The sequence below is a fragment of the Hoeflea prorocentri genome (assembly GCF_027944115.1).
GTDB lineage: Bacteria > Pseudomonadota > Alphaproteobacteria > Rhizobiales > Rhizobiaceae > Hoeflea_A > Hoeflea_A prorocentri.
Genome location: NZ_JAPJZI010000001.1, coordinates 3,886,854 through 3,899,502, shown reverse-complemented (window position 1 = coordinate 3,899,502; position 12,649 = coordinate 3,886,854). Strand labels below are relative to the sequence as shown.

13 protein-coding genes are annotated in these 12,649 nt (G+C 59.3%); 7 read left to right on the top strand and 6 right to left on the bottom strand.

What is annotated here, in order from left to right; genetic code table 11:
- Positions 1–15 precede the first annotated feature (15 nt).
- Positions 16–408, bottom strand: coding sequence for a GFA family protein (locus tag OQ273_RS18315; RefSeq protein WP_267992176.1), 393 nt, complete (start codon positions 406–408; stop codon positions 16–18).
- 12 nt (positions 409–420) lie between these two features.
- Entirely contained in the window at positions 421–1,668 is a 1,248-nt protein-coding gene (locus OQ273_RS18310) for a DNA recombination protein RmuC (protein WP_267992174.1), read from the bottom strand.
- Between the two features lie 102 nt (positions 1,669–1,770).
- On the opposite strand from OQ273_RS18310, the gene def reads away from it, so the two are divergent.
- The 6 genes from def to OQ273_RS18280 all read left to right on the top strand — a co-directional run bounded on the left by def (position 1,771) and on the right by OQ273_RS18280 (position 6,545).
- On the top strand, positions 1,771–2,295 hold the full coding sequence (gene def / locus OQ273_RS18305) for a peptide deformylase (protein WP_267992172.1): 525 nt from the start codon (positions 1,771–1,773) through the stop codon (positions 2,293–2,295).
- A gap of 37 nt (positions 2,296–2,332) precedes the next feature.
- The gene (gene fmt, locus OQ273_RS18300) at positions 2,333–3,262 is read left to right on the top strand and encodes a methionyl-tRNA formyltransferase (protein WP_267992170.1); all 930 of its coding nucleotides are present in this window, start codon (positions 2,333–2,335) and stop codon (positions 3,260–3,262) included.
- Between the two features lie 300 nt (positions 3,263–3,562).
- Positions 3,563–4,321 (top strand): tRNA pseudouridine(38-40) synthase TruA, encoded by a 759-nt coding sequence (truA, locus tag OQ273_RS18295; RefSeq protein ID WP_267992168.1) that lies wholly within the window; start codon positions 3,563–3,565, stop codon positions 4,319–4,321.
- 1 nt (position 4,322) lies between these two features.
- Positions 4,323–4,721: an arsenate reductase (glutaredoxin) gene (arsC, locus tag OQ273_RS18290; protein ID WP_267992166.1), complete on the top strand. Its 399-nt coding sequence runs from the start codon at positions 4,323–4,325 to the stop codon at positions 4,719–4,721.
- A gap of 101 nt (positions 4,722–4,822) precedes the next feature.
- Positions 4,823–5,626: a methyltransferase domain-containing protein gene (locus OQ273_RS18285; protein ID WP_267992164.1), complete on the top strand. Its 804-nt coding sequence runs from the start codon at positions 4,823–4,825 to the stop codon at positions 5,624–5,626.
- A 181-nt stretch (positions 5,627–5,807) separates the two neighbouring features.
- Positions 5,808–6,545 (top strand): TerC family protein, encoded by a 738-nt coding sequence (locus OQ273_RS18280; RefSeq protein WP_267992162.1) that lies wholly within the window; start codon positions 5,808–5,810, stop codon positions 6,543–6,545.
- 34 nt (positions 6,546–6,579) lie between these two features.
- Here the strand turns inward: OQ273_RS18280 and OQ273_RS18275 are convergent, their stop codons facing one another.
- A complete protein-coding gene (locus OQ273_RS18275) occupies positions 6,580–8,070 on the bottom strand; it encodes a multicopper oxidase domain-containing protein (RefSeq protein ID WP_267992160.1) in 1,491 nt (496 codons plus the stop codon).
- Between the two features lie 223 nt (positions 8,071–8,293).
- Between OQ273_RS18275 and OQ273_RS18270 the strand changes: the two genes are divergently transcribed.
- Positions 8,294–8,833, top strand: a complete 540-nt coding sequence (locus tag OQ273_RS18270) for a helix-turn-helix transcriptional regulator (RefSeq protein ID WP_267992158.1) — start codon at positions 8,294–8,296, stop codon at positions 8,831–8,833.
- Between the two features lie 64 nt (positions 8,834–8,897).
- On the opposite strand, the gene OQ273_RS18265 is transcribed toward OQ273_RS18270, so the two are convergent.
- The 3 genes from OQ273_RS18265 to OQ273_RS18255 form a co-directional block, all read right to left on the bottom strand.
- The gene (locus OQ273_RS18265) at positions 8,898–9,842 is read right to left on the bottom strand and encodes a ribose-phosphate diphosphokinase (RefSeq protein WP_267992157.1); all 945 of its coding nucleotides are present in this window, start codon (positions 9,840–9,842) and stop codon (positions 8,898–8,900) included.
- A 61-nt stretch (positions 9,843–9,903) separates the two neighbouring features.
- A complete protein-coding gene (locus tag OQ273_RS18260) occupies positions 9,904–11,088 on the bottom strand; it encodes a serine hydrolase domain-containing protein (protein WP_267992155.1) in 1,185 nt (394 codons plus the stop codon).
- On the bottom strand, positions 11,085–12,578 hold the full coding sequence (locus tag OQ273_RS18255) for a flavin-containing monooxygenase (protein WP_267992153.1): 1,494 nt from the start codon (positions 12,576–12,578) through the stop codon (positions 11,085–11,087). The genes OQ273_RS18260 and OQ273_RS18255 overlap by 4 nt, the downstream gene beginning before the upstream one ends.
- Positions 12,579–12,649 lie beyond the last annotated feature (71 nt).

The window sequence follows — 12,649 nt, the reverse complement described above, 5'->3', positions numbered from 1 at the left end:
TATCCTTGCGGCGGCCTAATTCTCATGGCTTTTTTTGGGCTCCCGATCACGCTCATAGCGGTGTGCGAGCGGGAACGGCGGCAGCCATGTTTCGCGCCGGGTGACCCAGCTTTCGTAGGTTGGTGTCAGCCGGTTCGGTTCATCGAGTGAACCAAGATGCACTTCGATTTCATCGCCACTGCGTGCGAACACCGACGAGCCGCATTGAGGACAAAAAAACCGGCCGGCATAGTCCCGTGTTTCGCCCTCGACAGAGACCGCGTCTTGCGGGAATACCGCCGCCGCATAAAAAAGCGCGCCGTGATGTTTCCGGCAGTCGAGACAATGACAAAGGCCGACCCGGTAGGGACGTCCCGAGGCCACAAACCGAACCTTGCCGCAAAGGCAACCGCCAGTAAAACGTTCCATGTTGAGTGTCCTTTAATCATTCACATGGAGCTTGAGGCGACCGGTTCGCTCCGGCAGAGGCGCGACATTTTCCGCCTTGCTGTCCGGTGTTGCAACATCGCCTTCAGCCTCGATCTCCAGCGCTTCGATCTTCGCGCCGCGCTTGGTCACCTTGTCGGTCGAGGTCAATATCTGGTCGATATCGCGTTGCGCCTGTCCAAAATGCGTCTGCAGCTTGCGCACCCGCTCGTCGAGCCGCATGACATCTTCCATCAGGCGGACAACCTCGCCCTGGATAAGGTGTGCCTGCTCGCGCATGCGCGCATCTTTCAACACCGCCTGCACCACCTGCAACGACAGCATCAGCAATGACGGCGAGACGATGACGATACGGGCGCGATGCGCCTTTTGCACCAGAGCCTCGAAATTCTCGTGAATTTCCGCGAAGATCGATTCCGACGGCACGAACATGAAGGCCGTATCCTGGGTTTCGCCCTTTAACAGATATTTGTCGGCAATATCGCGGATATGGACTTCAATATCCTTGCGGAACTGCTGTGTTGCCTGTTTTTGCGCCTCCGCTTCTTTCTCGTCGCGAATGCGGTTCCAGGCCTCCAGCGGGAATTTTGCATCGATCACCAGCGCCGGCGCGCCGTTCGGCATATGCACCATGCAATCCGGACGGCTGCCATTGGAAAGTGTTGGCTGGAAAGCATAGCCGTTGGAGGGCAGGGCATCGGCTATGATCGTTTCCATACGCGCCTGACCGAACGCGCCCCGTGTCTGCTTGTTCGACAGGATGGCCTGCAGACCGACAACATCCTTGGCGAGCGCCTGGATATTGTTTTGCGCCGTATCGATCACGGCGAGGCGCTCCTGCAGGCGCGACAGGTTCTCATGGGTCGCCTTGGTCTGCTCGCTGATCGTATTGCCGATCCGCTGGCTCATGCCGTCGAGCCGCTCATTGATCGATTTGTTGATTTCACTTTGCCGCGAGCCGAAGACCTCGGCGATCGTCGCCATGCGGCCTTGCATCTCGGCCTGCGCACCCATGATCTCGCCGAACCGGGCCTCCATGTCGCGGGCGCGCTGGCTGGAGGCTTCTTCCAGGGCAAGGCGTTGGGTCTCAGCGCTGCGCGCCCTGCCGCGCGCGGCAAAAAGAGCAATGACAATGATCAGGCCAAGCACCACGGCGGCGCCCGAAATGAGCCCGCCGGCCGTAATGACGACCTCGCCGACCCGGGCAACCGGTGTGCCGAACGTGAACTCAACCGCATCCATGACACAAGCTTATATGATTCTTCCGTGATTGCCAGATCAAAACAGGAACATGGGCAATATGCCGAATTGACCTGCCGACCGCGAATGCGTAGATGCATGCCCATGACCCTAAAATCGCTTGTACTCCTGCCGGATCCCATATTGCGCACCGAATCCGAACCGGTTGAGCGCGTCGACGACGATATCCAGACCCTCGCCGACGACATGCTGGAAACCATGTATGACGCGCCCGGCATCGGCCTTGCGGCCATCCAGGTCGGCATTCCGCGCCGGCTATTGGTGGTCGACTGCTCGAAGGAGGACGAGGAACGCGCGCCGATGGTGTTCATCAATCCCAACGTCGTGGCGAGCTCCGACGAACGCTCGGTCTATGAGGAGGGGTGCCTGTCGATCCCAGATTATTACGCCGAGGTCGAGCGCCCGGCGCAGGTAACGGTCGATTATGTGGACCGGGAGGGCAATCAGCAGCAGATTGAGGCGGACGGACTTTTGGCGACCTGCCTGCAGCATGAGATCGACCATCTCAACGGCGTGCTCTTTATCGACTATATCTCGAAGCTGAAACGGGACATGGTCATTCGCAAATTCACCAAGCTGGCCAAGAGCCGCGGCGGAACGCGTCTCTAACGGGCATAGCTTACTATCCGCACGCGGGAGGCACGTCTTGCGCATCATCTTCATGGGAACGCCGGAATTCGCCGTGCCGACGCTGGCCGCGCTCGCGGGCTACGGCCATGAGATTGCCGCCGTCTACACGCAGCCGCCCCGGCCGGCCGGCCGACGCGGTCTGGAGCTGGTCAAATCGCCGGTTCACAGGCAGTCAGAGATCCTGGGTTTTCCGGTTTTTACGCCGGAAAGCATGAAAGATCCGGAAGAACAAAGCCGGTTCCGTGAGCTGAAGGCCGATGTCGCCGTCGTCGTCGCCTATGGGCAGCTTCTTCCCGAGGCCGTGCTCACCGGCACGCGGCTCGGCTGTTACAACGGTCATGCATCGCTTCTGCCGCGCTGGCGCGGTGCCGCACCGATCCAGCGCGCCATCATGGCCGGCGATACTGAGACTGGCATGATGGTCATGAAGATGGACAAGGGCCTCGACACCGGTCCCATCGCCATGGAGGAGCGGGTTGCCATTCCCGTCGACATGACGGCCGGCGAGCTGCACGACAAACTGATGCTGATTGGCGGCGATCTGATGCAAAGGGCGATGGCCGCTCTGGAGCGCGATTCATTGACACTGACGCAGCAGCCCGAGGACGGCGTCACCTATGCCGCCAAGATCACCAAGGACGAGACCCGCATCGACTTCGGGCGCGACAATCTCGATGTCCACAATCATATTCGCGGCCTTTCGCCTTTCCCCGGAGCCTGGTGCGAGATGCCGTTTGGCGGCAAACAGGAGCGGGTCAAGGTTCTGCGCTCGGCGCCGGTCGAAGCTGTCGGCCCGGCGGGCACGGTTCTGGATGACGGGCTGACGGTTGCCTGCGGCATCAATGCCGTGCGTTTGCTGCGGCTGCAAAAGGCAGGCGGCAAGGTGATGAATGCGGACGAATTCCTGCGCGGCAGCCCGGTTGCCCCCGGAACGGTTATTGGTTAGAGCAAATCGGGCTTAGATTGAAGCATTTGATGGCGGAAAATCGGTTCACTCGGCAAGGCGCGTCGCGCAGCGCGATGTGGTGCATCGGGCAAGCGGCGCAACGCAGCCGATGGGCCGATTTGCCGCCACCTTTGAAAGGACTATCGTGTTGAAATGCGCAGATGAATGGGCCGGGCGATTTTGTCCTCTGACTGCGTTGGCTCGCGCTTGTGGTGGGATAACACCACGGCGCGCAATCCGCCTTGTCAGAGGACAAAATCGCCTCGGTCAAATGATTCAATCTAAGCCCGACTTGCTCTTATGCCCCGTTACAAGCTGACCATCGAATATGACGGGACGCCCTATGTCGGCTGGCAGCGCCAGACCAACGGCCCCTCCGCACAAGGTGCAATCGAAAGCGCGGCCCGCCAGTTCAGCGGCCACGATATTTCCATTCGCGGCGCCGGGCGCACCGATGCCGGCGTCCACGCATATGGTCAGGTCGCCCATATCGATTTTGAGAGGGACTGGCCGGACGAAACGGTGCGCAATGCGCTCAACTCCTATCTCGGCCAGGCCGGGGAGCGGGTGGTCATTTTGTCAGCGCATCGCGTTGCAGATGATTTCGACGCGCGCTTCTCCGCGCTGCGCCGCCACTATCTCTATCGAATCATCAACCGGCGCGTACCGCTCGCTCTTGAGCGGAACCGGGCGCTTTGGGTGGCAAAGCCGCTCGATGCCGATGGTATGCACGAGGCCGCGCAGCGCCTTGTCGGTCGACATGACTTTACCACCTTCCGCTCCGTCCACTGCCAGGCCAAGAACCCGGTGCGCACGCTGGACCGGCTGGACGTGCGGCGCACGGGCGACCTGATCGAGATCGAGGCGACGGCGCAATCCTTCCTGCACAATCAGATCCGATCCTTTGCCGGAACGTTGCGGCTTGTCGGCGAAGGCGAGTGGACTGCGGACGATGTCGCCGGCGCGCTGGAGGCGCAAGACCGGACGGCTTGCGGACCGGTCGCCGGGCCGCAGGGGCTTTATTTCATGAAAGTCGATTACCCCGATGAGGAGGGCTGAAATGAGCATCACCATCTACCACAATCCAAAGTGTGGCACGTCCCGCAATACGCTGGCCATGATCCGTCAGGCCGGGATCGAACCCGAGGTCATTGAATATCTGAAGACACCGCCCGGCCGCGAAAAGCTGGTGGAACTCATCGCCGCGATGGATATCCCGGTGCGCGACCTGCTGCGCCAGAAGGGCACGCCCTATGACGAGCTTGGCCTTGGCGAGGACAAGTGGACGGACGACCAGCTGATCGATTTCATGGTCGAACACCCGATCCTGATGAACCGCCCTGTCGTCGTGTCTGAACATGGCACAGCGCTGTGCCGCCCGTCTGAAAAGGTTCTTGATCTGCTCGGCGATATCGGCACGTTCACCAAGGAAGATGGCGAGGTTGTGCCGGGGCGCTAAGGCGCGGCCCAGCCAACACAAGCGTTACTCCCGTCTGCTTGCAATTGGGCGCAGCCAGTAAGATGCTGCGCTCAGCTGAAGAACACAAAGAGGGGACAAACATGGACTGGGACGACATGGCACGCCCCTGGCTTGAGGCTGCGCCCGGCCTGGAAATGACGCATAAGCCGGTTTTGGATGCGCTCCTTGACGCGGCGCGATTGAGCGAGGGTGAAGCGATCCTCGATGTTGGCTCCGGGACCGGCCCGAGCCTTATTGAGGCGGCCAGGCTTATAGGTCCGACCGGCCATGTGACAGGGGTGGACGTAGCTCCGCCATTGCTGGCGCACGCTGCCGCGCGGGTGCCGGACAATGTGGAGCTGGTGGTCGCCGATGCGGGAAGTCACAGCTTTTCGGAAGCACAATTCGATGTGGTTCTGTCAAACTTCGGCATCATGTTTTTCGAAGACAATGCGGCCGCTTTTTCAAACCTGCGGAAAGCGGCTCGCCCCGGAGCGCGTCTGGCAGCATCGGTCTGGGGTCCGCCGGCGAACAATCCATGGTTTTCAGTTCCACGCGCGGTGGTGGACCGGATCGTTGCCGATGTTCCACGACCTGATCCCGCGGGGCCGGGTCCCATGCGATTTGGCGACCCGGCACCGCTCATCACCGCTTTGACATCCGCGGGCTGGGCCCCGAGCGTTGAAACGCTGGATATATCCCTGACACCGCCCGGCACCGCGGAAGATGTTGCGGCGCTTCACATGAAGGTCACGGCAGGCATGATGCTGCGCGGGGTTGAGGTGAGTGAGGACACGTTGGCGCAGATCGAGGCGGCATTGGTGGATGTCACCAAAGGGCAGCGTGTGAACGGAGCGATCAGAGTGCCCGCCGAAATTCACATAGTCACAGCCACCGCGGTCTAACTGCAGCCTTCCGGCGATCACCAATTTGTGACCGGTCCGGGCTGTTGTGCCGAAAGGGTGCGCATCCCATATCGGGGCGCGTGCCCGGATTACGGTTGCCGCGAGGGGTTTGTCCCAGGCGTCACCGTCGGTGATAGGACCGTGTCCGGACGGGCCGCATCAACAGGCGGCACAACACCCGATGCAAGAACTCATATCCGTATTCCAGGATCCGGTGTCCTGGGCGGCCCTCATGGCTCTGATCGTCATGGAGGTTGTCCTCGGCATCGATAACCTGGTCTTTATCACCGTGTTGACCAACAGGCTGCCTGAGGCGCGTCGATCCAACGCGCGACGGATCGGCCTCATTCTGGCGCTGGTGCTCAGGCTTGTTCTGCTGACCATCACCGCAGCGATCATGGGTCTGACGGAGCCGGTTATCGCAATTTTTGGCAACGAACTGTCGTGGCGCGATATCATATTGATATCAGGCGGGCTGTTTCTGGTCTGGAAGGCAACACGCGAGATTCATGAACTGGTCGATTCCAACCCCGTGCAACACGCTGTCGCCACAGCTGCCGCCGGATTTACAGTCGTAATCGTTCAGATACTGGCTTTGGACATGGTCTTTTCGATCGACAGTATCGTCACAGCTGTCGGGATGACGCCGCACACTCCGATCATGATGATCGCCGTCATTGTCGCAGTCGGAGCCATGATGGTCGCGGCGAACCCGCTGGCGGCGTTTGTGGAAAAGAACCCAACCGTGGTGATGCTGGCGCTCGGCTTCCTGCTGTTGGTCGGAACCGCGCTGGTCGCCGATGGTTTCGGCTTCCACATTCCGCGCGGCTATGTCTATGCCGCGATGGGTTTTTCCGGACTGATCGAACTCCTCAACATTCTGGCGCGGCGCGCAAGAAAGCGCCGTGCCAACAGATGATCGGCCGGTGGGAGGCCATCCACTTCCAAGAGGGTCAGTTGACCGTGAATTGGCCCATCATGCCGCGATCTTCATGTTCAAGAATGTGACAGTGATACATATACGGATATTGATCAGTTGCCGGGTGATCAAAGCGAACCACAATCTCTGACCAATCGTCATCATCCAGAACCACCACGTCTTTCCAGCCCTGTTGATCGGGTGGAGCGGCCGCGCCTTCCATCTGTTCAATCAGGAAGGAGCAACCATGCACGTGGAACGGATGCGCGCCCTGGTTTGAGCGAATACGCCAGCGCTCCCAAACGCCGATTTCAAGGCGTTCATTGATCACGTTCATATCCATTGCCGCCCCGTTGATCGTCATATCCATCAAAGCATGGCCCCCATGCCCTGTGTGATTGCTGCCGCCATCTTCCATGTCGAGAATAAAGTCGCGCACACCCACAATTTCGCTTTGCTCGGGCCGAACGATGGTTGCCAGTTTGTCAGGCAACGGAGCAGTATGCGCCGGCAGGGTCCTGTCGACGATGAGCGTAAGTGAGGGCTCCGGCTGGGGTGTTTTTGATAAAGAGAATTTGTCCAGCAAACTGCCGACAATGCCTTCCGCATCCTCAATTTCATCTTCGAACAATGTCAGGAGTTCGGCGGACCCGCCGTCTGCCAGATCGACAATGATCTCGCACCGTTCGCCGGGTGACATTTCCATTTGTGTCAGGGGGACTGGCGCCGACAGAAGACCGCCGTCGGTGGCTATTTTGTGGAAGGCCCGGTTGTCGGAAAAGGCAACGATATAAAACCTCGCATTCGCTCCGTTGAGCAGACGCAGGCGCACCTTCCCGGCCGGAACTCTGGCTACTGGCGATATCGCACCGTTGATGACCACGGTTTCACCAAGCCATCCGTCTTCACTCGCATCTTGCAGCGAATAGACCAAGCGGCCTTGGGAATCGAATGTGCGGTCCTGAATGATGACTGGCAAATCATCGATGCCATATTGCCGGGGAAGCGGGACTTCGTCACTGACCTCGTCGTCAATGATGATCATGCCGGCCAATCCGCGATAGACCTGGTGGCCGGTGCTGCCATGCGTGTGGGAGTGGTACCAGCACGTTGCCGCCGGCTGAACAATATCTAACGCTGGCTGCCAACGGTCACCTGGCGCTATCGCCAATTGCGGCCCGCCGTCCACATCCCCGGGTACATGCAAGCCGTGGCCGTGAATCGCCACCTGTTCGTTCAGCGTATTTTGGTAACTCAGGTTGAGCTGACTGTTCTGCCGCGTTCGGATCGTCGGTCCCAAATAGTCCTGGTTGATTCCCAGCGTTGGCGTTTTGATGCCGGGTTTGAAAGACCATTCGCCGTTGCGAATCCTCAAGTCGATCGGCTCTCCCCTTGTGCCGTCAACAAGGGTCGGGATCGGTAAACTGACCGATCCTTGCATCGGCCATGCAACGCCGGAAATGCCGGAGCCCAGCAGAGCTGTGCCACCAGCGATAAATCGGCGGCGTGAAAGAGTGATCGACATGGAGATCTCCTGCCAGAGGGAACGTTGAAAATCAGCGCCCGAGTTGTCATTTCCGGTCACCGGGGTGATGATCCGTGTGACAACAGTGATTGGCGAACGTCATCACAGCCGTCCATCGGACACTTGTCCGATCGACCAGCCTCACACATCAGGCATAAGGTCAACTCAGGCCGGTCGACCGGTTGGCGGAACGCTGTTTGAGACAAGGATTGGATAATGCGCCATGATTGATGCGACGGGACAAAGTCCCCACTGGCGGGCGGTGTTTGCGGCTTTTGTGCTGATCATCTTCTGCATTAGCGCGTTTGAGATCATATCCGAGTTTGCAGCCGGTGAGACGCTTGGATCGATGGCCGATGACGTGTTCAGGTTCGTCCTTAGCCTGATCGTTTTAACTGTTTTCAGTTTCGAATACCGTGCTCAGCATCGCGCGCTCGGCAACTTGCAGAATCAATTGGACAAGGCACGTGGACGCCTTGCTCAACTCGATCCCCGGTCGCAATACCTTGCCAGCCAGTACCGTGCTGTCATGCAAAAGCAGTTTGATGCCTGGCGCCTTACGGGCAGCGAGCAGGAGGTTGTCATCATGCTGCTGAAGGGATTGTCATTTCGCGAAATCGCCGAACTTCGGGAAACGCGTGAAAAGACCGTTCGGCAGCAGGCCTCCAGCGTCTACAGAAAAGCCGGAGTCGCAAGCCGAAATGAGCTGGCAGCCTGGTTCTTCGAGGATATGCTGGACCCGCCGCCTACAGACAGCCCTTAACGGCGCAAATTCTCCGAACGGCACGTAAATCTGTAACTGGGCATTTGTGAATTGCCGTCTGGCGCTACAAAAACAGCGAGGAAATGCTCTGGCCGCTGTGAATGGCCTTGATGGCGTCGGCAAAGAGCCTTGAGACGGAGCAGACTTCGATCTTGTCGATCTGCTTTCCCTGCGACAGCGGGATCGTATCGGAGATGACAAGGGACTTCAGTGAAGAGGCCTTGATCCTCTCAACCGATTGACCGGATAAAACACCGTGCACGGCGGTGGCCTCAACCGAGAGCGCGCCCTGCTGCATCACAAAGTCGGCAGCCTCCATCAGCGTGCCGCCGCTGGCGACCTCATCGTCGACGATCAGCGCGTGTTTGCCCGCGACCTCGCCGATGATCGAAACGGCGCGCGCCTTCTCATCATTGCCGTCCCGGCGCTTGTCGACGATCGCGATCGGCAGGCCCAGCCGGTTTGCGTAGGAGCCGATCTCCTTCGCCTCGCCGACATCGCCGGCCACCAGCACATAGTTGGAAAGATCCCGGTTCTGTTTCAGGTAATCGCACAGCAGCGGCGCGGCCTTGAGCTGATCGGTCGGGATGCGGAAAAAGCCCTGCACCTGCGGAGAGTGGAAATCCATGCTGAGGATGCGGTCCGCACCGGCCGTTTCAAGCAGATCGGCCATCAGCCTTGCCGTGATCGAGATGCGCGGCTGATCCTTCTTGTCCGACCGCGCATAGGGAAAATAGGGGATGACAGCCGTGATGCGCTTGGCCGAGGCGTGTTTGAGCGCATCGATCGTAATCAGCAATTCCATGATGCCTTCTGAAACCGGTGTATTGGCCGTCTGAATGACAAAGGCATCGGTTTCCCGCACATTCTCCTCGATCTTGACCATGATGTTCTCGTTCGAGAAGCGAACGACCTCGGTCGCGGTGGGTTTGACGCCGATACAGTCGCAGATTTTGGCGGTCAGCGCCGGGTGGGACGAAGCCCCGATGATGCGGATCGTGTCATCCATGATGTTGCTGTTTCCAGGTTTTGATCAGGTTGGGGTGCTTTTGTACCGAACTGTGCATGGGCTAGCCCAGACACCGATAGGCGGCATCGATGAGGCTCTGGCCCCGCTCATTGAGCAGGATACCGCCGCCGAGCCTGTTCATCGTGTAACCGAAGGCGAGCCTGTTTTCCGGGTCGCCGAAACCGATACTGCCGCCCATTCCGACATGCCCGAAGGCGTTCGGACCGATGATGGCTGAGCTTCCCTCCGGCAGGCCGTGATTGTCCATGGAAAGCATGAAGCCCTGGCCGAACCGGGTCGGGATGAGCAATGTCTCGTCATTGTGCGTTTCGGAAGAAAGTCGCGCCATGTCTGTTATGCGCTCGGTCGACAGCAGGGACCCGCCGTTGACGAGGGGTGCATACATGGCGGCCAGCGCCCGGGCATTGGCAATGCCGCCGGCGGCTCCGATCTCGGCCGCATGTGCATCGGGACTGTTGGCGTTGAAGCGCCCGGTGTTGAGATAGGCCAGAAACGAGGTGGAATCCCGGTTGCCGATCAGGGCTTTCATGAAACTGGTCAGTTCCGTATCCGGCCCGGGTTTGAACGGAATGATCGGAGCGATCTCCGGCTTACGGTCAGGCGGCAAGCCGATCCAGAAATCCAGCTCCAGAGGGCCCGCAATCTCGTCCTGAAAATACCGGCCAAGGGATTTGCCCGAAACCCTCCTGACAAGCTCGCCGATAATCCATCCGAATGTGAACATGTGATAGCCGACTTTTTCGCCCGGCTGCCAGAACAGAACCTCGTCGGCGAGGCGCGCGATCATGTAATCCGGGTCGTAAAAGCCGCCCTTCTTGACCGGTTCGCGCACCGCCGGAAGGCCCAGCGTGTGATTGAGCGCCATGCGGACGATGGCCGCTTCCCTGCCGTCTCCGGCAAAATCCGGCCAGTAATGCGCAACGGTCCGATCAAGATCGAGAAGACCCTGGTCGACAAGCCTTTGGGCGCATAGCGCCGTTGCCGCCTTGGTGCAGGAATAGACGATGCCGACAGTCTCGCGGTTCCACGGCTGTTGGCGATCGATATCGCGATAACCGCCCCAAAGATCGACGGTCGTTTGTCCGTCGATGTTCACACAGAGGCTGGCGCCGACCTCGTCCCGGCGCTCGAAATTTTCCGTGAATGCGTCAAGCACCGGCGCAAACCGCTCGTCGCAGATTCCCTCGATCCGCGCGCCGTGGCTGACGGACCGCTCAATGTTCATTGCGCAGCCTGCCGTTGAGGTGTGGCCGTTTTTGCGGCGCGGCGCATTTTGATATGGCGCGGATCAATGCGTTTCATCTGCCTGCGGAACGTGCGTGCATCGTGGGGGTACAGAATTTCCATTCGGCCTTCGGCGTTGCGGTACCAGCTTTGGCACCCCGAGGTCCAGACCGTATCCGGGAAGTCGGCCTGTAAATCGCGATTGTAGGCCTCGCTGGCCTCTTCGGTCACGCTGACGATCCGGTCGCGGCCCGCCTTGCGCAGACACTTCATGATCCAGCCGATTGTCTGTTCGATCATGAACACGACGGATGTTGTTCCGACGCCCGTATTGGGCCCGGTCGTCAGGAAATAGTTCGGAAAGCCCGGGATCATCACGCCTTTGTAGGCCTGCGCCCCGTTCTCCCAGGCTTCCTTCAGCGTCTGTCCCTGCTCTCCGGTGACCTCAATGCCGAGCATGTGTCCTTCGAGGTCGAACCCGGTTGCATAGATGATGGCGTCGAACAGTCTTTCTTCTGATGCGCTGACAATGCCCTTTTCGGTGATTTCCCCGATTGGCTCGGAGACCAGTTCAACATTGTCCCGGTTCAGCGCGTCGAAGAAGTCGTCGGATATCAGGATGCGTTTGCAACCCATCTCGTAGTCCGGCACCATCTTCTCGCGCACCCTGCGGCCGCGCGTCATGACCTTGATGTAGCGCTTGGCGTCCTCGGCCCGTTTGGCGCGGTAGGCGCTGCGCGTGATCACCGGAAAGACTTTCAGCTCCAGATAATAAAAGATCATCAGCCGGTGCAGGCGGGCAAGCAGGGGGAACCGGCGGAACCTCTTTTTCCATGTCTCCGAATAGGCAAAATCATTGCGTGGCAGGATATAGTTGGGGGTGCGCTGGTAAAGGCAGATATGTTTCGCCTGTTCGGCGATCGCCGGAATGACCTGAATGGCGCTGGCTGCGCTGCCGATCACCGCGATGGTCTTGTCCGACGGTTCAAAACTCTTGTCCCACTCGGCCGTATGCATGGATATGCCGCTGTAACGCTCCGCACCTTTGAATGCGGGCGTCGATGGTTTGTGCAGCGCGCCGGACCCGTTGATCACAAAACGGCTTCGGACGCGCTCGCCATCCTTCATGAGGGTGGTCCATGTGCCGGAGGCATCATCGAACGTCAGCGAGACAATCTCGCGGCGCAGATTGAGGTGCGAACGCAGACCGTATTTGTCGACGCAATACTCGATATAGGCCTGGATCTCTTCTTGCGGAGAATAAAGCCGCGACCAGTTCGCATTGGGTTCGAAGGAGAAGCAATAAAAATGCGAAGGGATATCGCAGGCCGCGCCAGGATAGGTATTATTCCACCATGTACCGCCGATTCCGCCGGCCTTGTCGTAGATACGAAAGTCCTTGATGCCGGCCTGTTTGAGCTTGATAGCCGCGCACACACCGGAAAATCCGGCGCCGATGATCAGAACGTCCAATATGCCGTCGTCGGCCATCTGCTAGTCCTCGCCGCAAGGGTTTTAGACGCAGACGCCCCAACATGCCAGTTCCGTTTGGGTAGTGGGAC